General features: G+C 67.4%; 21 protein-coding genes. 4 read left to right on the top strand and 17 right to left on the bottom strand.

The window, feature by feature from the left end; translation table 11 throughout:
* Nucleotides 1–38: 38 nt before the first annotated feature.
* Genes G1H11_RS01180 through pgl form a run of 4 tightly spaced genes read left to right on the top strand, consistent with a single transcriptional unit; the run spans nt 39 to nt 4,940 of the window.
* Nucleotides 39–1,682, top strand: a complete 1,644-nt coding sequence (locus G1H11_RS01180; RefSeq protein WP_163815242.1) for a glucose-6-phosphate isomerase — start codon at nt 39–41, stop codon at nt 1,680–1,682.
* The gene (gene zwf / locus G1H11_RS01175) at nt 1,679–3,208 is read left to right on the top strand and encodes a glucose-6-phosphate dehydrogenase (protein WP_163815240.1); all 1,530 of its coding nucleotides are present in this window, start codon (nt 1,679–1,681) and stop codon (nt 3,206–3,208) included. The genes G1H11_RS01180 and zwf overlap by 4 nt, the downstream gene beginning before the upstream one ends.
* Nucleotides 3,205–4,161: a glucose-6-phosphate dehydrogenase assembly protein OpcA gene (gene opcA / locus G1H11_RS01170; protein ID WP_163815238.1), complete on the top strand. Its 957-nt coding sequence runs from the start codon at nt 3,205–3,207 to the stop codon at nt 4,159–4,161. The genes zwf and opcA overlap by 4 nt, the downstream gene beginning before the upstream one ends.
* Nucleotides 4,158–4,940, top strand: coding sequence for a 6-phosphogluconolactonase (gene pgl / locus G1H11_RS01165; protein WP_163815236.1), 783 nt, complete (start codon nt 4,158–4,160; stop codon nt 4,938–4,940). The genes opcA and pgl overlap by 4 nt, the downstream gene beginning before the upstream one ends.
* 266 nt (nt 4,941–5,206) lie before the next feature.
* Here pgl and G1H11_RS01160 read toward each other — a convergent pair whose 3' ends face one another.
* The 17 genes from G1H11_RS01160 to G1H11_RS01080 all read right to left on the bottom strand — a co-directional run bounded on the left by G1H11_RS01160 (nt 5,207) and on the right by G1H11_RS01080 (nt 21,234).
* The gene (locus G1H11_RS01160) at nt 5,207–6,259 is read right to left on the bottom strand and encodes an endonuclease/exonuclease/phosphatase family protein (RefSeq protein ID WP_163815234.1); all 1,053 of its coding nucleotides are present in this window, start codon (nt 6,257–6,259) and stop codon (nt 5,207–5,209) included.
* 34 nt (nt 6,260–6,293) lie between these two features.
* On the bottom strand, nt 6,294–7,217 hold the full coding sequence (locus tag G1H11_RS01155; protein WP_163815232.1) for an endonuclease/exonuclease/phosphatase family protein: 924 nt from the start codon (nt 7,215–7,217) through the stop codon (nt 6,294–6,296).
* Nucleotides 7,218–7,379: 162 nt separating this feature from the next.
* A complete protein-coding gene (locus tag G1H11_RS01150; RefSeq protein WP_163815230.1) occupies nt 7,380–8,330 on the bottom strand; it encodes an endonuclease/exonuclease/phosphatase family protein in 951 nt (316 codons plus the stop codon).
* 88 nt (nt 8,331–8,418) lie between these two features.
* Entirely contained in the window at nt 8,419–9,219 is an 801-nt protein-coding gene (locus G1H11_RS01145) for an HAD-IA family hydrolase (protein ID WP_163815228.1), read from the bottom strand.
* A complete protein-coding gene (locus G1H11_RS01140; protein ID WP_216843317.1) occupies nt 9,216–10,106 on the bottom strand; it encodes a carbohydrate ABC transporter permease in 891 nt (296 codons plus the stop codon). Before G1H11_RS01140 ends, G1H11_RS01145 begins: the two co-directional genes overlap by 4 nt.
* Nucleotides 10,107–10,113: 7 nt before the next feature.
* Nucleotides 10,114–11,073 carry a carbohydrate ABC transporter permease gene (locus tag G1H11_RS01135; RefSeq protein WP_216843316.1) on the bottom strand — a complete coding sequence of 320 codons (960 nt, stop codon included), beginning with the start codon at nt 11,071–11,073 and terminating at the stop codon, nt 10,114–10,116.
* A 6-nt stretch (nt 11,074–11,079) separates the two neighbouring features.
* Nucleotides 11,080–12,384: an ABC transporter substrate-binding protein gene (locus G1H11_RS01130; protein WP_163815226.1), complete on the bottom strand. Its 1,305-nt coding sequence runs from the start codon at nt 12,382–12,384 to the stop codon at nt 11,080–11,082.
* Nucleotides 12,385–12,426: 42 nt separating this feature from the next.
* Nucleotides 12,427–13,383: an N-acetylmuramic acid 6-phosphate etherase gene (locus G1H11_RS01125; protein WP_163815225.1), complete on the bottom strand. Its 957-nt coding sequence runs from the start codon at nt 13,381–13,383 to the stop codon at nt 12,427–12,429.
* Complete coding sequence (locus G1H11_RS01120) at nt 13,380–14,261, bottom strand: MurR/RpiR family transcriptional regulator (protein ID WP_163815223.1); 882 nt, start codon at nt 14,259–14,261, stop codon at nt 13,380–13,382. The genes G1H11_RS01125 and G1H11_RS01120 overlap by 4 nt, the downstream gene beginning before the upstream one ends.
* Before the next feature lie 171 nt (nt 14,262–14,432).
* Complete coding sequence (locus tag G1H11_RS01115) at nt 14,433–14,774, bottom strand: RNA polymerase-binding protein RbpA (protein ID WP_163815221.1); 342 nt, start codon at nt 14,772–14,774, stop codon at nt 14,433–14,435.
* 55 nt (nt 14,775–14,829) lie between these two features.
* Entirely contained in the window at nt 14,830–15,054 is a 225-nt protein-coding gene (gene secG, locus G1H11_RS01110; protein WP_163815219.1) for a preprotein translocase subunit SecG, read from the bottom strand.
* A gap of 60 nt (nt 15,055–15,114) precedes the next feature.
* Nucleotides 15,115–15,873: a triose-phosphate isomerase gene (gene tpiA / locus G1H11_RS01105; protein WP_163815890.1), complete on the bottom strand. Its 759-nt coding sequence runs from the start codon at nt 15,871–15,873 to the stop codon at nt 15,115–15,117.
* 32 nt (nt 15,874–15,905) lie between these two features.
* Complete coding sequence (locus G1H11_RS01100; RefSeq protein ID WP_163815217.1) at nt 15,906–17,096, bottom strand: phosphoglycerate kinase; 1,191 nt, start codon at nt 17,094–17,096, stop codon at nt 15,906–15,908.
* A 19-nt stretch (nt 17,097–17,115) separates the two neighbouring features.
* Nucleotides 17,116–18,120 (bottom strand): type I glyceraldehyde-3-phosphate dehydrogenase, encoded by a 1,005-nt coding sequence (gene gap / locus G1H11_RS01095; RefSeq protein ID WP_163815215.1) that lies wholly within the window; start codon nt 18,118–18,120, stop codon nt 17,116–17,118.
* A 442-nt stretch (nt 18,121–18,562) separates the two neighbouring features.
* Complete coding sequence (locus tag G1H11_RS26265; RefSeq protein ID WP_163815213.1) at nt 18,563–19,777, bottom strand: hypothetical protein; 1,215 nt, start codon at nt 19,775–19,777, stop codon at nt 18,563–18,565.
* A complete protein-coding gene (locus G1H11_RS01085) occupies nt 19,774–20,355 on the bottom strand; it encodes a sigma-70 family RNA polymerase sigma factor (protein ID WP_163815211.1) in 582 nt (193 codons plus the stop codon). The genes G1H11_RS26265 and G1H11_RS01085 overlap by 4 nt, the downstream gene beginning before the upstream one ends.
* A gap of 87 nt (nt 20,356–20,442) precedes the next feature.
* A complete protein-coding gene (locus tag G1H11_RS01080; RefSeq protein WP_163815209.1) occupies nt 20,443–21,234 on the bottom strand; it encodes a hypothetical protein in 792 nt (263 codons plus the stop codon).
* Nucleotides 21,235–21,239 lie beyond the last annotated feature (5 nt).

Here is a 21,239-nt window from a genome sequence, read left to right as displayed (position 1 = left end):
GAGGAACTGAGCGCGACCATGAGAGTGGAGGCGGCGAAGTGACGAGTGAGCTGACCGTGACACCGCACGGTGTCGACGTGGCGGCCGTCGTGGATCGGCTCGTCGCCGACCGCGTGGCGTCCCGGATCAGCGCGAAGGACGCCACGCTGTGGGGTCCCGATGCCGAGTCCGAGGCGTCCATCCGGCTCGGCTGGACAGATCTGCACGAGACTTCGCGGCCGCTGCTCGCTCAGATCGAGGCACTGTACGCCGAGCTGCGCGCCGAGGGGCTGGACCGCATCGTCCTGGCGGGGATGGGCGGATCGTCGCTCGCCCCCGAGGTGATCACTCGCACGGCGGGTGTGGAGCTGACGGTGCTGGACACCACCGATCCGGCGCCGGTGCGCAGGGCGCTGGCGGACCGGCTCGAGCGCACGGTTCTGGTGGTTTCCAGCAAGTCGGGAAGCACCGTCGAGACCGACAGCCAGCGCAGGGTCTTCGAGGCGGCGTTCACGGCCGCCGGTATCGACGCCGCCTCGCGTATGGTCGCCGTGACCGATCCCGGCTCCGCCCTGGCGGAGCACGCGGAGAAGTCCGGCTACCGGGGGCTCTTCCTGGCCGATCCGAACGTCGGAGGCCGGTATTCCGCACTCACCGCGTTCGGCCTCGTCCCGAGCGGGCTTGCCGGCGCGGACATCGCCGGCCTGCTCGACGAGGCCGCCGCGGTCGCCGATCTCCTGGCGCAGGATTCACCCGACAATCCCGCCCTGGTGCTCGCGGCCGCCATGAGCGGCGATCACGACGGGACGCAGGACGCGGCCGGCTCCACGCCCGGACGGGCCCGCGACAAGATCGCCATCGCCAATGCCGGCTCCGGCCTGGCCGGTTTCCCGGACTGGGCCGAACAGCTCATCGCGGAGTCGACCGGCAAGCTCGGCACCGGCGTCCTGCCGATCGCCGCCGAGTCCGGCGACCCCGAGATCGACCACCCACCGGCGGACGTCTTGCCGGCGCGGCTCAGCGCCCCGGTCAGCGACGTGATGGCGGCCTCCCCCTTGGTCGCCGGCATCACCGTCACCGGGCCGCTTGCAGCGCAGTTCCTGCTCTGGGAGTACGCGACGGCGGTCGCCGGCAGGCTGCTGGGCATCAACCCGTTCGACCAGCCGGACGTCGAGAGCGCCAAGGTCGCCGCCCGCGGAATGCTGGATGCCACTCCGGAACCGGAGCCGGCCACGTTCGTGGACGACGGCGTCGAGGTGCGCGGATCAGCGGGTCTGCTGGACGGCGTGAGCTCACTCGAGGGCGCCGTGCAGTCGCTGCTGAGCCAGCTCGACAACGGCGGCTACCTGGCGGTGATGGCGTATCTGGACCGGGAGGGCGAGGACTCCGGGCTCGCGCAGGTGCGCGTACCGCTCAGTCGCCGCACGGGCCGTCCCACCACGTTCGGCTGGGGTCCGCGGTTCCTGCACTCCACCGGCCAATACCACAAGGGCGGGCCTGCCCAGGGAGTGTTCCTTCAGGTCACCGGCGCGGTCTCAGAAGACCTTGACATACCGGATCGCCCGTTCACGTTCGGCCGGCTCATCGCGGCGCAAGCTGCGGGCGACGCTCAAGTACTGGCAGATCACGGGCGGCCGGTGCTCCGGCTGCATCTGACCGACCGGGTGTCGGGGATCCAGCGGTTGCGCGAGGTCCTGTCATGACGTGGAACGCCAACCCGCTGCGAGATAAGCGCGACAAGCGGCTACCCAGGATCGCCGGGCCGTCCAGCCTGGTCATCTTCGGCGTCACTGGAGACCTTGCCCGGACCAAGCTCATGCCGGCCGTCTACGATCTGGCCAACCGCGGGCTGCTCCCGCCCGGGTTCTCGCTCGTCGGGTTCGCCCGCCGGGACTGGGAACACCAGGACTTCGGCAAGCAGGTGCACGACGCCGTCCGCCAGCACGCCCGGACGCCATTCAGCGAGGGCACCTGGCGCCAGCTCTCCGAGGGTTTCCGGTTCGTTCCGGGTGACTTCTCCGACGACAACGCGTTCGACGAGCTGGAGCGCACGGTCCGGGAGCTGGACGAGAAGCAGGGTACGGGCGGCAACCACGCCTTTTATCTGTCCATCCCGCCGTCGTTCTTCGATGTCGTCTGCAAGCAGCTCGCCCGGTCCGGACTCGCGGAGCCCGAGAACGAGGACCAGTGGCGGCGAGTGGTGATCGAGAAGCCTTTCGGCCACGACCTCGCCAGCGCACGCGAGCTCAACGCCGTGGTCGAGGACATCTTCCCGGCCGACTCGATTTTCCGCATCGACCACTACCTGGGCAAGGAGACCGTCCAGAACATCATGGCGCTGCGCTTCGCCAACCAGATGTTCGAACCGATGTGGAATGCCCACTACGTGGACCACGTCCAGATCACCATGGCGGAGGACATCGGCATCGGCGGGCGGGCCGGCTACTACGACGGTATCGGCGCCGCACGGGACGTCATCCAGAACCATCTCCTGCAGCTTCTGGCCCTGGTGGCGATGGAGGAACCGGTGTCGTTCGACGCCGCCGATCTGCGCGCGGAGAAGGAGAAGGTGCTCTCCGCCGTCCGGCTGCCCCAGGACCTGGGCGAGCACACCGCTCGTGGTCAATACGCCGCGGGCTGGGCCGGCGGTGTCCAGGTCCCCGGCTACCTGGAGGAGGACGGTATCGCGCCGGACTCCACCACCGAGACCTACGCCGCGATCCGGCTCGACATCGACACCCGCCGCTGGGCCGGGGTGCCTTTCTATCTGCGCACGGGCAAACGCCTGGGCCGCCGGGTCACGGAGGTCGCGGTGGTGTTCAAGCGAGCGCCGCACCTGCCGTTCGAGTCCACGGCCACCGAGGAGCTCGGGCAGAACGCCCTGGTGATCCGGGTACAGCCGGACGAAGGCGTCACCATCAGGTTCGGTTCCAAGGTACCGGGCACCGCGATGGAGGTGCGCGACGTCACCATGGACTTCGGCTACGGCTACTCGTTCACCGAGGAGAGTCCCGAAGCCTACGAGCGGCTCATCCTCGACGTACTGCTCGGAGATCCTCCTCTGTTCCCGCGGCACGAGGAAGTCGAGCTGTCGTGGAAGATCCTCGATCCGATCGAGGAGTTCTGGGCGGCCAATGGCAAGCCCGAGCCGTACGGCTCCGGCAGCTGGGGGCCGGCGTCGGCCGACGAGATGCTCGCCCGCGACGGGCGCACCTGGAGGATGCCGTGATCATCGATCTGCCCACCACCACCGCGAGCGACGTCGGCAAACGCCTGGTCGATCTGCGGGAGAAGCATGGTGCGGTGACCCTCGGCCGGGTGCTGACGCTCGTTCTGGTCACCGATGAGGAACACGCCGAAAGCGCGATCGCGTCAGCGAATCACGCAAGTCACGAGCATCCGTGCAGGATCATCGCGGTGATTCGCGGCACCTCCCGCGGCTCGACCCGGCTCGACGCGCAGATCAGGGTCGGGGGCGATGCCGGAGCGAGCGAGGTGATCGTGCTGCGCACCTTCGGCCCGCTGACCGCTCATCCTGTCTCCGTGGTGGTGCCGCTGCTCCTGCCCGACGCGCCCATCGTCGCGTGGTGGCCGGCCGAGGCGCCGGAGGTTCCCGCCGAGGATCCGGTCGGAACGCTGGCCCAGCGCCGGATCACCGACGCGGCGGCGTGCAAACGGCCCCTGGCCGCGCTGCAGGACCGGGTGGCCAGCCATCGCCCAGGCGACACCGACCTGTCCTGGACCCGGCTGACGCTCTGGCGGGCATTGCTCGCGGCAGCGCTGGACCAGCCGCCGCACGAAGAAGTGACCGCGGTGCGCGTCGTCGGCGGGCCGGACAACCCGAGCGCTGACCTGCTCGCGGGGTGGCTGTCCCTTACCCTGCGCTGCCCGGTCACCAGGACCAAGGCCAGCGGCGTGGAAGGCATGCTCAGCGTGCGCCTGGAGCGCGCGTCGGGGCCCATCAGCATTGAGCGCCCGGACGACGATGTCGCCGTGCTCAGCGTGCCGGGCCGGGTTGACCGGAAGGTCTCCCTGCCACGGCGGACGGAGGGCGAGTGTCTCGCCGAGGAACTGCGCCGGCTGGACCCCGACGACGTCTACGGTGATGTCCTGGCCACCGGGCTGGAACTGCAACGCGAGACCGGCAAGGTCACCCGGACGAAAGTCAAGGCGAAGCGATGAGCTCGACTTCTGTGATCATTCATCGGGATCCCGACGTCCTGGCCGAGGCGGCAGCCGCTCGGCTGATCACCCGTGTCGTCGACGCCCAGGCAGCCCGCGGGCACGCCTCGGTGGTGCTCACCGGCGGGCGGATCGGCACCGCCATGCTCGCCGCCGTCCGCCGCTCCCCCGCCCACTCGGCCATCGACTGGCCGCGCGTCGATATCTGGTGGGGCGACGAGCGTTTCCTGCCTCCGGGTGATCCGGAGCGCAACGAGACGCAAGCGCGGGACGCGCTGCTGGACCACGTGCCGATCGAGCCGGCACGGGTGCACCCGATGCCCGCGGACGACGGCGAGTTCGCCGGCGATCCGCAGCGCGCCGCGGAAGCCTACCGCGCGTCCCTGGCAGCGGCCGCGCAGCCCAGCGCGGACAGCGATGTGCCGGAGTTCGACGTGCTGATGCTCGGCGTCGGCCCGGACGGCCACGTGGCGTCGTTGTTCCCGGAGTTCCCCGCGTTGTACGAGGAAGAGCGTGCTGCCGTCGCTGTGCACGGCTCGCCCAAGCCGCCGCCCACGCGGATCAGCTTGACCTTACCCAGCATTCGCTCCGCCGCAGAGGTCTGGCTGACCGTGGCAGGCGAGGACAAGGCCGCGGCCGTGCGGATGGCCTTGTCCGGAGCCGGTCCCACCCAAATACCCGCGGCGGGCGCTACCGGCCGGCACGCCACCATGTGGCTTCTCGACCAGGGCGCGGCGTCCGAGCTTCCGCCGGGCCTGGACCGTCGCGCCACCGCCTAGAGTCCTCCATCAGAAGTGGTGGGTCGTCGATCCGCCTGCGGCCTGCCCAGCTGACCTATCATTCACTGTGAGGTCGGTGAAGGCGAAGAAGAAGTGCTGCCGAAGCACGCCCCGGTGCAAGCTGTGCCCCGTGGTCCTGAAGCGCCTCACCGACACCGGTTTCGCCCGGCGGGAGAGCAAGAGGCGCTTCCTCTTCATCACCAAGGTGCCGAAGAAGGCTTTCGCCCGCGCCCGCGGTAGGTAGCCCGTTCCCGCCGAGCGGTGCGTCAGTTCACGGTCACATTCGCCCAGCCGCGGAACAGGTGATGATCCGAGTTCGGGCCGATGGGCCTGACCCCGGCACCGAAATCGTTCACATGGGACGACGAGAAGAAGATGTAGTCGAGCTTCTTCGGGCCGTCGGTCGGGTGGATGAACGTGGGCGCGCCGGAACGGCACCGCGTCGCCTGCTGACTTGTGCAGCCGGGGGTGAACGCCGCCGAGTCGGTCATGTCGAGCTCAATGAACTCGCCGATACCGTCAAGAGCGTAGAACGGGTCCAGCTCCCGGTCACCCGGTTCGGCGTTGAAGTCACCACCGAGGATCACCAGCTGATCATTGCCGTGAAGATACCGGTCCACCTCGGCTGCCCAGGCGGTCAGCTCGTCCCAGCGAGCCCGTGCGGCGGGTCCGGTCTTGCCCGCACGAGGATGGGCCACGCACGCCCGGACCTTTCCTTGTCCCAGCCCAGGAATCCCGGCATCGGCACACAACGCCTTGCTGATGGCCGCCGTGCCGTAATTGGTCTCGGTCAGCCTGATCTCCTCACGGTTGGTGAGGCTGCTCTTCGCAAGGATCACGTTGCCGAACCGCAGCGCGTTCTGCGCGGCCAGATCAGCGGTGTTCCCGCCGGGCGGGGTGCAGTTCGCCACCTGTGGGCGACTGGCGGCCCACTTGTGGTCATATCCCTTGGCGACCAGCTGGTCCCGGATATGGGCATACTGCAAATAACACACTTCGGTCAGCATGACCACGTCGGCGTCGTAGGCCAGCACCTCGTCGATCAGGTAGCCGGTGCGGTTGACGATCTCGCCAGGGTTGGCGCAATGGCTGGCGGCCCCACAGAGGTTGTAGGTGATCACCTTGACCTGTGCTGTCGCCGCCGTTGTCTGGCTGGCCTGCATTGCCCGGGTCTCGACGCCCTCGGTGGGCAGTGCGGCCCCAACCATCGACACGACCGGATCCTCGACACTCGAATCAGTGGCCGTGTGCACCACCGCGGACGCGCTCATCGTGATAGCGAAAGCGATAACGGCGAGTCGATACAGAAGACGATTCACGTACTGCTCCTCTCGAACGAGATGTGCGCACCGATCAGCGCCGGACCACAAGGTCTGCAACCACGGGTAGGTGATCCGAGGCGTCGCTCAACAACACTTCCACCGAAGTCACCCCGATGTCGGGGCTGGTCAGGACGTAGTCGATCCGCCGGTCCGGCTCAGGCAGGTAAGCGGTGCGCCCATCGCCGTGTCCGGCGCGCTCCCAACCGTCGTCGAGCACGTCGAAGAGCGGGTCGAGGGTGCCGTACACCCAGGATCGATCGTCGTTGAGGTCACCCATCAGGATGGTCCTGATCGGGTCCTCGCCCACGATCTCCAACATTTCAGCCACCTGGGCCGTGCGAATGGCGGCTGCCTGCTCGGAGTCACCGGATTGCAAGTGCGAGCTGAACACACGTACCCGTGTCCCCCTCACATTCACCGTCACATCCGCGAATCCCGGAATTGGCTTTACCTCGCCACGATCCGGGCCGCGCCCCACCGACCGCGTCAACTCGTGATTGGTGGCCGACACGATCGGATACGTGCTCAACACCGCCAGCCCGAACGCCCGCTGCTCAGCGCCAGGCGGCGCAGGAACACTGCCCTCACCACCGGGGTTCTCCGGATCGTAACCCGGCTCGAAGCTGTAGATCGGTGCGAAGTACATGTGCATCCCCAGCAGGTCGGCCAGCTCAGAAGCCTGATCCCGGAGGTCGCTGCGCGTGCTCCAATGCACATCCACCTCCTGCAGCGCCACCACATCGGCGCCGCTCTCAGCGATCCGATGCGCCACCCGGTGGACACTCACATCACCATCGACACCGCGGGCGTGCTGAATGTTGTAGGACATCACCCGCAAAGAGACATCCTTCGACGACGGAGCGCCGTCCTGGGCACCCGCGCTCGCGAGTAACGCCGATGCGCTCGTCAATCCGACGACGGCCGCCAGGGCCAGTCGACGCAGAACACCATTCATGTGCTGCTCCTCTCGAATGAACCCCCGCGATGAACCTCCGCAACGTCCGCCGCCATCTCCTCGGTGATTCGTCACCGATCGGCATGCGACGCGGGTGACCGCCAGGACGGCTGGCACGCACCAGAGCATGCCGGCCGCCATGGCGATCACCCAACAGCTGTCCTACTTTCGTAGCGTCACGTCGGCAACCACCGGGAGGTGATCCGACGCGTCGAGCGCCAACACCTCAGCAGAGTTCACCACCACGTCCGAGCTGGCCAGGACGAAGTCGATGCGCCGATCAGGATTGCCGGCACGGAACGTGTGGCCGTCGCCCTCCCCCATCTCCCAGGCATCGTCGAGGACGCCGAACAGCGGCAGGATCTCCGGCCGGTAGACCGGGCTGTCCGGCTCGACCGCACCGTTCAGGTCCCCCATCAGAATGGTTTTCGCCGGCTCGTCGCCGATGATCTCCATGATCTCGGCCACTTGAGTGGTGCGGATCTCGGTGGCGAGCTGGGTCGCGCCGGCTTGCAGATGGGAGCTGAACACGCGCACGTGAGCGCCCTTGACGTTCACCGTCACGTCAGCGAAGCCCGGAATCGGCTTCACCTGGCCACGGTCGGGCCCCCGGCCCACCATTCGGGTCAGTTCGTGGTTCTGCGCCGCCACGATCGGATACTCGCTCAAGATCGCCAGCCCGAACGCCCGCTGGGTCGCGCCGGGCGGAGCCGGGATGTTGTCGTCACCGTTGGGATTCTCCGGATCGTAGTCCGGCTCGAAGCTGTAGATCGGTGCGAAGTACATGTGCATTCCCAGCAGGTCAGCGAGCTCGGCTGCCTGGTCGCGCAGGTCGCTGCGCGTGCTCCAATGCACGTCCACCTCCTGCAGCGCCACCACCTCGGCTCCGCTCTCGGCGATCCGGTGCGCCACGCGATGAACGCTCACGTCACCGTCGAGACCACGCGCCTGACCGATGTTGTAGGACATGACGCGCAAGGCCATGTCTTTCGGCCCGGACGCGGACACCGCTGAGTCCGCCTCCTCGGTGCCGGCGTTCGCGTACATCACCGCCGACATCGTCATGACAGCGGCAACTGCTGGTACGACGAGCCGACGCAGAGTCTGCTTCATTGCTGCTCCTTACACCGTGCGTACAGGGATGGAGTGACCTCAAGCTGAGCTGGCGGGGACGCGGAAGGCGACTAGCCCGGCGACACCGCTACCGCGTTGCCTCCTCTCCGAGCTCGTCGAGGATCGGCGGAAGATCGACGATGTCCGCGACCACCGCATCCGGCAGCAGCTCGGCGGCGACATCGTCCGCGACCGCCGCGCGCTGTGCGGCGGCAGACTTGACCAGATACGCGCGCATGACGGCCAGCTGGTCCGCGTCGAGGCCGGCCGTGCGGCCCACGAACGGTGCGTCGCGGCGCATCAGCACACTCGTCGCCGCGGCGCGCCGGGCACCTTGAATGTCGTGGTCGATCCGGTCTCCCACATGCACCGTGGTGGACGCGCCGCCGAACGCGGCGGCGAAAGCCCGCCGATCCGGCTTCGCCCATCCGAGATCGTCCGTGGTGAACACCTCGTCCACCTCTTCCCACAGGCCGGTGGCCCGCAGTACGGGCTCCTGGTAGACGCGGAAGCCATTGGTCAGGATCGCCACCCGCCACCCGCCGTCGCGCAGCTCCCGCAGGACGGGAATCGTCTTGTCGTGCAAGAGCCGGACCTTGTCCGGCACGGCGTGGCGCCGCACCACTGCCGCGACATCGACGGTTCCCGCGGCCAGACCGGACTCCTCGGCGAGGGCGTCGGTATGGACCTGCCAGTCGTACGCCGTCACGGCGTCTCCGCGCTCCAGCGCACGCCGATGGCGCATATGCAGCGACCGGGCGACGTCCGTCTTCTGTCTGCCGTTGGCGAGGTTCTCGGCGATCTCCGGGATCACCCACCTGCTGAACGCGTTGCGGATCAACGTGTCGTCCAGGTCGAACGTGATCGTGCGGGCCGAACGTGGCGTCACCTGATTCCCTCCGTCAGTCCTTCCATGAACTGGCGTGCCAGAACCACGAAAGCGATGATCATGGGCACCGACGACAGCGTCAGGCCAGCGAACAACAGTGCCCATTCGGTGCTGAACTCGCCCACGATCGTGAGCATGCCGAGTGGGATCGTCCGCAACTCGTCGCTGCGGATGAACACCAGTGGAAAGAAGAACTCGTTCCACATGCCGACAATGCTGACGATCGCCACGGTGGCCAGGGCAGGCCGCATCACGGGCATCGCCACTCGCCAGTACACCTGCCAGACGTTGGCGCCGTCGACCAGCGCCGCCTCCTCGATGTCACGGGGCAGCGTGACGAAGAAGCCGTAGAGGACGAAGATCGCGAACGACAGCCGCTCGGCGATCAGCACCAGGATCAGCCCATTGCGGGTGTCGAGCAGATCCAGGGACTGCATGAGCATGAACAGAGGAACGACGGCCAGCTTCAGCGGGAGCGTCAGCCCTAGCATGAAAACCATGAGCAGCGCCTTGTTCCACCTGAATGAGAATCGGGCCAGGTAGAACGCCGCCATCGACGAGATCAGCAGCAGGACGACGACGCCGACCCCGGTGACGTACACGCTGTTGCCGAAATAGGCGGGAAAGTTGCTGCGCTCCCAGATCTCGGCATAGTTGCCGAACTGCGGCTGGGTCGGCAGCCCGAGCGGATTCGACAGGATGTCGAGGTCGTCGCGGAGGGAGTTCGCGACCATCAGGAAGATCGGATACATCTCGATGATCGCGAAGAGGACCAGTACGGCGTACGAGAGCATGGCGGGCATCCTGCGCCGGACATTGCCACGGGTGCGTTTCGCGCCCTGGTGGCCACGCCCCACGACGCCGGTGGTCGTGGTAGTCGTCAGCATCGGCGGCTCACCATTCCACTCGTTTGCGGGTGAAGAAGAACACCATCAGCCCGGAGATCAGCGCCATGCCCACGATGAGCATCAACGCCAGCGCGGAGCCCAGCCCGATCGCCGCGGTGCCTCCCTCTCCCCCGAACGCCAGCCGGTAGAACAGCAGGCCGAGCGTGTCGCTGGAGTAGAACGGGCTGCCAGTGACTCCCTGCATGGCGTACACCAGGTCGAACATCTCGAACGACGCGATGAACGTGAGCACGGTTAGGATCATCCACGCGGGCCGGGTGAGCGGCAGCATGAAGTACCAGAGCAGGCGGACACGGGACGCTCCGTCGAGTCGGGCCGCTTCGAAGATCGCGCCGGGGATGGCCTGCATGCTGGCGAGAAAGACCAGGATGCTGAACCCGAGCCGGTACCACCCTTCGACGAAGATGACCGTGTACAGGGCGGTCGACGGCGAGCCCAGCCAGTTCTGCGCCAACGCGCCGAGCCCGGCGGCCTCCAGGAACTGGTTCAGCGCACCGACGTTCGGGCTGAAGATGATCTGCCACAGAAAGCCGATCACGATCAGCGAGAGCAAGCGGGGAAGGAAGTAGGCCGCCTTGAAGATCTCCCGGCCGCCACGGTACTGGTACAGCAGCGACGCCACCAGAAAGCCCACGACGCATTGGAGCGCGAACGACAGCACGAAGATCTGAATGTTGTTTCCGAGGGCATTCCACACCCGCGTATCGAGCGGCGGCGTGGTGAACAGCGCGGTGAAGTTGTCGAAGCCGATCCACGCGCCGCGCTTGAGCCCTTCGAAGGCGAAGAAGCTGTTGAACAGCGTCAGGATCACCGGATAGAGGACGAATACCGCATACACCAGCAGCGCGGGAATGACGAACAGGTGCACCCACCAGCTCATCCCCCGGCGGGCGGAGCCGCGCCCCGTTCTGGGGCGTGGCTCCGTCTCGAGTCGTGTGGTCGTCATCGGCCGTCACTGCTGGAACGGCTCGTACCACGTCGCCGCCGACGTCTGGACGGTCTCGATGACCTCGTCCGCGTCGATGGCGCCGACATACATGCCCTGCAGTGCGTTCTCGAACTCCTCCTTGGTGTCCGGCTGCCCGCCGGCGAGGTCGATGTGGAACAGCGTCGGCACGGCGCCTTGATCACTGAGGTCGATCAGGCTCTGGATCAGTTCGTCCTCCGCCTGGGTACCCGGGACCGGGCTGGTGCGGGCGAACTGCTCGGTGAATGCCTGGCCGAACTCCTGGCTGCTCATGAACTCCAGCAGCGCACGCGCGGCCTCGACGTTCTCCGAGTCGGCCAGGGCTGCATAGGCACCGTCCACCCACGTACTGACTTTCACCTCACCCGACGACGAGTCCGGCAGCGCCGGGATGATCCCCATCTCCAGGTCTGGGTTGAGCTCACGCAACGGCGCGATGCGGTAGTCACCGTTGATGTACATCGCGGCCTCGCCCATGGCGAACATGCCGCGCGCCTCGTCGTCGGAGATGCCCACGAAATTCGGCGGGAAGTACGGCTCCAGGTCGACCATCCGCTGAATCGACGCCTCGAACTCGGGCGCGGTGAAGTCCGTCTCACCCGCGCGGATCTGGTCGATGAAGTCCGGACCGTAGGCGCCGGGGGCCAAGGCCGCGTGCGTCAGCGACAGCAGGTACGCCGCATCTCCGGCCTGCGCCACCGGGGTGACGCCCGCACTCTCGAACTCCTCCGCGGCGTCCAGCAGTTCAGGCCATGTGGTGGGAACGTCCACGCCGTGCTCGTCGAAGACGTCAACGTTGTACAGGGTCACGGCCGCATTCAACGCCAGCGGCACGCCGTAGACCTCTCCGTCGCTGCCTCGGACCGCGTCGAGGTACTCGTCGTCGAAGGTTCCGAGTCCGTCGAGGTCACCGACCGGCTCGAGGTACCCCTGGTCCGCGATCTGGCGGCCACGCGCATAGGAACGCATCTGCACGATGTCGGGTCCGCTCCCGGACTGAAGCGCACTCTGCAAGATCTGGTCGTAGTCCGTCGAGCTGAACGGAGAGAATTCCACCGTGATCCCGGGATGGAGCTCCTCGAACTGGTCGAAGATCGCCCGGTAGCCTTCCGCGTCCTCGGGACGCCAGCTGTACACCTCAAGAGTCACGTCCTCGAACTCGCCGGCCTCCTGGCCGGCGTCGTTTCCCTCGGTGGCCGTGCTGCCGCCTCCGTCATCCTGGCCGCATGCTGCAACCAGCACAAGCGACGCGATCAGGGTCGTCCATAACGCATTTCTCGTCGTGCGCATCGATCCTCCTTGAGAGCTGTGTGGGGTGGTGCTGTATCCGGTTCATCCGTTTTGGTTCTGCACGTCCGCCCATGGGGCGCCGGCGTCCTCGCCGCCCATACACGCGGCGATGGCCGCGCGCACGTCCGCTCCGGCGGACCGTAAGGCTTCTCTGGCCTGGCCAGGCCTCACCGAGGCGATCAGAGCCACGAGGGCGGTCCTCAGCTCGCCGTCCGCTTCGGACAGAGCACGCGCACAGACCCGCCGATCCTGGCCAGTGGCCTCGGCGAGGATTGCCACTGTGCGCGCCCGGAGCTTCGCGTTGCTCGCCGAGAGATCGATCATGAGATTGGAGTACGTCTTGCCGAGCCGGATCATCAGTCCCGTCGAGAAACTGTTGAGCAGAAGCTTCGCTGCGGTTCCGGCCTTCATCCGGGTGGATCCGGCCACCGCTTCGGGTCCCGTGGCCGCGCACACGTGACAGTCGATCCGAGCGGCCAGTTCGGCCCGAGGGTTGGAGCTGATCAAGGCGGTGAAGGCACCGGCCGCGCGAGCCGCTCCGAGCGCCCCTGAGACATACGGGGTCCGGCCGCTTGCCGCGACACCGACCGCGACGTCGGCGCGGGTCAGGCCGGCAGCGGCTTGAGCCCCGGCGTCCACGTCGTCCTCGGCGCCCTCGACAGCGTGGGTCAAGGCTGCCTGGCCGCCGGCGTGGTGCACCACGAACCGTGCTGGATCAGCGGAGTAGGTGGGCGGCAACTCCGCCACGTCCAGCGAGGCCAGCCGGCCAGAGCTGCCGGCGCCGAAGTAGTGCACGCTGCCACCCTCCCGGAACCGCTGGGTGGCAGCGTCGACCAGTTCCGCCAAGGCCGGCAGCGCCGCCGCCACTCGCGAGGGCACGGTTGCGTCCTCGGCGTTGATTCGGCGGAGGAGATCGAGCGTGGGTAGCACGTCGATGTCGGTAGTGCGCGGATTACGCGCTTCGGTGGGTACGAGGTCATCGGCCACGTTGACACTCATGACGACCGGGAATCCCCGTAGCCACGACGGCCGACGGCATCGAATGTCGCCTCGAGCGCACGCAGCGTGTCGTCGTACGAGCGTTGCGCGACCGCCACGAAGAGGATGTCCACGACCGTCAGCTGCGCGTGGTGACTCGCCGTGGCGCCGACCCGGAACGTCGTTTCGCTGGAGGCCGTGGTCAGCACGTGGTCGGCTTCACGGGTGATCGGTGACCGGACGAAGTTGGTGATCGCCACGGTGGTGGCTCCCTGCCGCTTCGCCTCCGCCAGGGCATCGACCGTGTCGCTGGTGGCGCCCGTGTAGGACACACCGATCGCGACGTCCTGCTCCGACATCAAGGCCGCAGCCGATAATGCCTCCCGCACGTCGGACCAGGCGAATGCCATCCTGCCTATCCGGCGAAGCTTCAGACCGAGGTCGGCGATCACCAGCCCTGAGGTGCCGACGCCGAACAGATCGATACGGCGGGCCGATCCAACCGCCTCCACGACCTCGGCGAGGGCCGCGCGGTCCAGACTTTCGGCCGTGTCCCTGATGGCCCGCTCGTCCGCGGTGACAATCTTGCCGATGATCTGCTCCAGGGTGTCGGACCGTTCCACATCCGTTCCGACGAGCCGCTCACCGCTGGCCTCGTTCCGGCCTGCCTCGACGGCAAGGGCGAGGCGAAGCTCCGGGTACCCGGAGAAGCCCGCGGTGCGGCAGAACCGGACCACCGTGGCCTCCGACGTGTCGCCCGCGCGGGCCAGAGCCGTGATGCTCGTGGTCGCGACACCGCCCGGATCGGCCAGGACCGCCTCAGCCACCCGGCGTTCAGCCGGATGCAGGGACGGCAGAAGCCCGCGAATCCGGATCAACGTGCCCTTCGAAGCCGCCATCGACACCATCCTCGTGAGTAGATGACGAAAACTTACGTCGTCTTGTCACGAAGGTCAAGTAAACTTCCTTCATGACTTTTCGGCGTGCACGAAAAACCGGGACGCCCTTGCGGGCGCCCCGGTCCTGAGCTGGTTCTGGCGTGGCTTATCGCCAGGTTCGGCGAAGCGGTGTTACAAGCGGCGTCGCTGGCGGAGCGCGGCGAGCGCCTCTTCCAGGATGGCCGCTCCATCCTCGTCCGTGCGCCGTTCCTTGACGTAGGCAAGATGGGTCTTATACGGCTCGACACGAGGCGACGGCGGAGGGTTCTGCTCGTCCTGGCTCGCGGGCATGCCGCAGCGCGTGCAGTCCCAGGAGTTCGGGACCTCAGCGTCCACCGAGAAGTACGGTGAGCTCACATGCCCGTGCGCGCAGAAGTATCGCACTTGCCGCCGAGGCGCGGCCTCGCCGCGCTCGTCCTCGCCCATGGGGCCGGCCCCGACCCGGCTACCCCGGATTGCATTACCACCGGCCACCTCGTCAGTCCTTCCTGAGTTCTCGGCAGCTCAACGCCTGGGACCGCTTAGGAAGTCACGCGATGAGCCCGAGTGCCACGATGCACGACACCCAGACCAGGCCGACCGCGATGGTCAGCCTGTCCAGGTTGCGTTCAGCGACGGACGAGCCTCCGACCGAGGCCGAAACCCCGCCGCCGAACATGTCGGAGAGGCCCCCGCCCTTGCCCTTGTGCATGAGGATCAACACGAGCATGAGCAGGCTCGTGATCACGAGCAGAATCGCGAATATGACCTTCACAGCGTGAGCCTCACCTTGTTGAAACGAGTGATGGTCGAGCAGGCAGCCAGTCTACCGTGGTCATGACGAACGGTCGAAACGGCAGATGGCGGCGAACTCGTCGGCATCAAGGCTGGCGCCTCCCACAAGTGCGCCGTCGACGTCGGGCTGATCCATGATCGGACCAACGTTGGCCGCCTTGACCGAACCACCGTACAGGACTCGCACTGTCCCGGCCACGTCGGACGAGTACAGCTCGGCCAGCCGGGCCCGAATGGCCGACGCCATCTCCTGGGCGTCCTCGGGTGTGGCCACCTCACCGGTGCCAATGGCCCACACCGGCTCGTAGGCCACGACGACTGCCGCCGCCTGCTCGGCGCTCAGGCCCTTCAGGCCGCCGTCGAGCTGAGCGAGCGTGTGGCTGACGTGTTCGCCGGCCTTCCGGACGTCCAGACCCTCGCCGATGCACAGGATGGGCGTCAGCTCGTGCCGCAACGCGGCCTTCACCTTCGCGTTCACCAGCTCATCCGACTCCGCGTGGTACTGGCGGCGTTCGGAGTGGCCGACGGCGACGTAGGAGCAGCCGAGCTTGCGCAGGAACGCACCGGAGATCTCGCCGGTGTACGCGCCCGAGTCATGCGCGGACACATCCTGCCCGCCGTAGGCGATGCTCAGTTTGTCGCCGTCGACCAGCGTCTGCACCGAGCGCAGATCGGTGTACGGCGGCAACACGGCCACCTCGACCTTTTCGAAGACATCCTGGTCGAGCGAGAACGCCAGCTTCTGCACCAGCCCGATAGCCTCGAGATGGTTCTGGTTCATCTTCCAGTTGCCCGCCATCAGCGGACGGCGCGTCGTGGTCGCCACCTAGCTCAATCCTCCAATACCGCGAGACCGGGCAGGGTCTTGCCCTCGAGCAACTCGAGGGAAGCTCCGCCGCCGGTCGAGATGTGGGTGAACGCCGACTCGTCGAGCCCCAGCTTGCGCACCGCGGCCGCGGAGTCACCGCCACCGACGACGCTGGTGCCTTCCACGTCGGACACCGCCCGGGCGACCTCTGTGGTTCCGGCGGCGAACGGCGCAAGCTCGAACACGCCCATCGGCCCGTTCCAGACGACGGTCTTCGCGTCGGACAGCTTGCCGCGGAACAACTCCACCGTGGCCGGCCCGATGTCGAGTCCCTTCTGGTCCGCGGGTATAGCCGAAGCGTCGACGACCGACGTCTCGGCGTCCGCGGATATGTCGGCGGACACCACGACGTCGATGGGGAGCACAAGCTCCACCCCCCGCTGTGCCGCCCTCTCCAGGTACTGACGGACTGTGCCGATCTGATCGGATTCGAGCAGCGATCCGCCCACCTCGTACCCACGAGCCGCGAGGAACGTGAAGGCCATGCCACCACCGATCAGCAGCCGGTCCACCTTGCCGAGCAGATTGTCGATCACGCCCAGCTTGTCCGAGACCTTGGAGCCGCCGAGAACCACGACGTACGGGCGCCGTGGCGTCGCGAGCACCGAGCGGAACGCGTCGAACTCAGCCTCGACGAGGCGCCCGGCCGCACGTGGCAGCCGTTGCGCGATGTCGTAGACGCTGGCCTGCTTGCGATGCACGACTCCGAAGCCGTCGGAGACGAAGTAGTCGGCGAGCGTGGCCAGTTCGTCCGCGAGCGAGCCCCGCTCACCATCGTCCTTACTTGTCTCCCTGGCGTCGAAGCGGACGTTCTCCAGCAGCGCGACGTCGCCGTCGTTCAGAGCGGCGACAGTCTTGCGAGCGCTCTCACCGACCGTGTCGGTGGCGAACGCGACGTCCGCGCCGAGAAGCTCCGACAACCGCTTGGCCACCGGCGCCAACGAGTACTTCGGCTCCGGCGAACCCTTCGGCCGCCCGAGGTGAGCGGTGACCACCACCCGGGCGCCGGCCTCGGCCAGCTCCCGGATGGTGGTCACCGACGCTCGCACCCGTCCGTCGTCGGTGATGGTGTCGCCGTCGAGTGGGACGTTGAGGTCCGAACGCACGAGGACGCGCTTGCCGCGCAGGTCCCCCAGCCTCTCGATGGTTCTCATCGTTACAGGGCTCCCGGTGTCAGAGCGACGAGCCGACGTAACGGACGAGGTCGACGAGGCGGTTGGAGTAACCCCACTCGTTGTCGTACCAGCCGACCACCTTCGCCTGGTCGCCGATGACGCGGGTCAGGCCGGCGTCGAAGATGCAGGAAGCCGGGTCTGTGACGATGTCCGAGGAGACGATCGGCTCCTCCGTGTAGCGCAGGTAGCCCTTCATCGGCCCGTCAGCGGCGGCCTTGACGGCGCCGTTGAGCTCCTCGACCGAAACCTCCCGGCTCAGCGTCATGGTGAGGTCGGTGGCCGAGCCCGTGGGGGTGGGGACACGGATGGCGAAACCGTCCAGCTTGCCCTTCATCTCGGGCAGCACGAGGCCGATCGCCTTGGCGGCGCCGGTGCTGGTCGGCACCATGTTGATGGCGGCGGCGCGGGCACGGCGAAGGTCCTTGTGCGGGCCGTCCTGCAGGTTTTGGTCGGCGGTGTAGGCGTGGATGGTGGTCATGAGGCCACGCTCGATGCCGAACGCGTCGTTGATCGCCTTCGCCATGGGCGCGAGGCAGTTGGTGGTGCACGAGGCGTTGGAGATGACGTGGTGCGCGGCGGGGTCGTAACTGGTGTGGTTGACACCCATGACCACGGTGACGTCTTCGTTCTTCGCCGGGGCGGAGATGATGACCTTCTTCGCGCCGGCCTCGATGTGCGCGTTGGCCTTGGTCGCGTCGGTGAAGATGCCCGTGGACTCCACCACGATGTCGGCACCGAGGTCCTTCCAGGGAAGCGCGGCGGGGTCGCGCTCGGCGAGCACCTTGATGGTGTTGCCGCCGACCGAGATGACGTCGCCGTCGACGGACACACCGTCCTGCACACCAAGGATCGAGTCGTACTTGAGCAGGTGCGCCAGCGACGCAGGATCGACGAGGTCGTTGACGCCGACGATCTCGATGTCGTTGCCGCCCTGAGCGAGCACGGCGCGGGTGAGGTTGCGGCCGATACGGCCGAATCCGTTGATGCCCACACGTACGGTCACGGTGGATCACTCTCCTTCTCACGTTTCAGGGTGATTGCGTACCCGCGGTCTTCCCACCCCGTCGTGGTGACCCGGATCAGACCCTAAGGCATACCCGATTGATCCATGTCATCGCGGGTCGCTTCAATTTCTCACGACCATGTGGCACACACCCACGACACACCGATGTGACCTGGGCAACACCTGAGACCTCTGTGCCAGGTGACTCTCATGTGAACGTCGTGTTTCTCCGGAGGTTCGAGATACCTGCGGACGCACGGACGGCGAGCTTCACACGTGAACCCCCACGACCATACTCCGATCCGCACGCGCGTGCCGAGGCACAGGAAGAAGAGATGAGGAAGCGGCCCCGGTACAAGGGGAAAACCGGAGCCGCTCCCTGTACCCGGCGCTTGAGGGGTGGGTTGTAAGCGCCGGGCGTCTGTATCGCCCTGCCGAGGCTCTACCTCGAGCGAGGGCGGGCGGTTTTGTCCGCCTCTGATGGGTGGTCTGGACGTTTGTCGGTGTTCGGCTGGGCCTCGGGCCGGTCGGCTTTCCCGGAGCCCCTGGGCGGCTGGTCGGGTTTGCCCGAGCCCTGACCCGGATGCTCGTCCGGCTTATCGGAGCCCTGACCGGGATGCTCCTCAGGCTTGCCGGAGCCCTGACCGGGATGCTCCTCAGGCTTGCCGGAGCCCTGACCCGGACTCTGTTCCGGCTTACCTGGGTTCTCGTCCGGCTTGCCCGGGTTCTCGTCGGGCTTGCCCGGGTTCTCGTCCGGCTTGCCCGGGTTCTCGTCGGGCTTGCCCGGGTTCTCGTCCGGCTTGCCCGGGTTCTCGTCGGGCTTGCCCGGGTTCTCGTCCGGCTTGCCCGGGTTCTCGTCCGGCTTGCCCGAGCCGCGACCTGGGTGCTCGTCCGGCTTGCCCGGGTTCTCGTCGGGCTTGCCCGGGTTCTCGTCCGGCTTGCCCGGGTTCTCGTCCGGCTTGCCCGGGTTCTCGTCCGGCTTGCCCGGGTTCTCGTCCGGCTTGCCCGAGCCGCGACCTGGGTGCTCGTCCGGCTTGCCCGAGCCGCGACCTGGGTGCTCGTCCGGGTTGCCCGAGTCCTGACCTGGGTGCTCGTCGGGCTTGCCCGGATGCTCGTCCGGCTTGCCTGAACCCCGGCCCGGGTGCTCGTCTGGTGTACCCGGGAACACCCCACGCGACCGGCTGGGCACCACGGACGCAGGAGCGTTGCCGTCTTGTCCGCCGGAGTCCACCCGTTCGGTGAAGGTGATCGGCGTGATCGTCTCGATGACGTCACGGACCCGGTCCTCCACCACCTCGGGCAGGCCGCCGGCTGCGGCGACACCGCTGAAGCCGGTCAGGACGATCGCGGCGCCTGCGATGACCCGCGCGCGCACGTTCATCCGGGAGATCAGGGAGGGCAGGCCGCGACCACGTCGTCTTGTCGGCGGCGGCATCACGGCGACGCCGGAGAAGTCACCCGTCGCCATCCGCTCGGTCAGCTCACGGCTAGGTGCGACCGGCCACTCGTCGTAGTTGCCGCGGATCCCGTCGATCAGATCGGCCAAAGGACGCAGGTCGGCCGGCACCGGGTCGCCGTGGAACAAGGCGTCAGCGGTGCGATCGTCGATTCTGCGCGGAGTGGACATCTCACTCTTGTCATCGCCGGAACGCCTCACAGGGGTACGCCTTCCGGTGCGACTTTCTTCCGCAGCGAGGTGAGCGCCCGGCGTTGCAGGCCCTTCACGGCCCCGGGCGATCGCCCGACAACCGTCGCCACCTGCTCGACGGTGAGGTCGCCGACGATTCGAAGGAGCATCACGGCGCGCTGGTCGGCCGACAGCTGCGCACACAGTTCCTCGACCCGCCGGCGGCCGAGCTTGTCCAGCGCGTCCTGTTCGGCGTTTCCTCCCGGCCGGTCCAGGACGTCGGCGTCGGCCGTGGGCACAAAGGAGCGGCGGGACAATCGGCGACGCTCGTCCACCAGCCGATGGTGGGCGATGGTGAAGACCCAGGACCGGAACTTGCTCTCCGTGCCTTCGAACGATGCCAGTCCGGCGAAGACGCCGAGAAATACTTCACTGGTCAGGTCCTCGGGCTCCGGCGAACCCTGTAACCGCGCATAAGCGGCGACGGCTGGGGCGAGGTCGGCGTACAGGCGCTCGAAAGCCCACGGCGCACCGGCGCGTGCCGCGAGCAGCATCTCCTCGAATCCGTCGCCAATGGACAGTGTGGTCGCCCTCCCCTTGTGGTGCACCCACCTCAATTGAGGTAATCGCGCCGGCTGTCCAGAAGGGTACGGGTGGATCCGAACTTTCTCAGCCTGGCGATGTTCCAGTCTGCGTCACGGAAGCTCTGGATCCGCCCGGATGAGCTCGTCGGCTTCGGTGATCTTTTCCGCCAGCGTACGTGCGAGCTCATCCGTCCGCCCAGCTACGGCGTCGTCATTACCCCGGATGTAGAGGTAGCCGACGACATCCCCCGCGGAGATCGCGATGATTCGCCCAGTGGCCCGCGTCCCGTCCGCGTAGGTCCAGTCGTCCCGTAGCGCCGAGGCGCCCGGCGGCAGACCGTGCGGAATCTCGCCGCGGCTGAACGCCGCGCTCGAGCCGCTCGCAAAGTCCGCTGCCGGACATGTCGCGGGTACCGCCTCGAACACAGCCATCGCTGCGGCGGCCGTGCCCGGGGCGTAGAGAACCACCTCGACACCGACGGTGTATCCACCGGGGTCGCGCGCACTCCACTCCTCGTTCAGCCACCACCGCTGGGAGCGCGCCACTCGATACTGGTCGACCGGGTCAGCGTCATCACCGCAGTAGGCCGCCGTGGGCGTGTCGAGGCCGGACTCCCGCTTGTAGGTGTCCGAGACGGCCAGGCCGATCTCGTGCTCGCCGAAGCGGACCGAGTCGAGAATCGCCTGGACCTTCCTCGACGCAGGAGCGTCCGGCCCGGCGGACGCCTCCCCCGACTCACCTGGCCGTTGCGTGGCGGTTCCCCCGGATGTGCTGGCCGCCTCCCGGCTCGCGGCGGTGGATGCATCCGGCTCGTCGGCCGTACAGGCACTCACCACGGTCAGCGCACCCAGCACGACGACGACCCAGCCCGCTCGCCGGCGCGACGCGGCTCGCGAGCGCATCAGCC

The organism is Phytoactinopolyspora alkaliphila (genome assembly GCF_010550695.1).
GTDB classification, from domain to species: domain Bacteria; phylum Actinomycetota; class Actinomycetes; order Jiangellales; family Jiangellaceae; genus Phytoactinopolyspora; species Phytoactinopolyspora alkaliphila.
The sequence above is the reverse complement of the archived record's forward strand: the minus strand, read 5'-3'. Positions and strand labels throughout refer to the sequence as shown.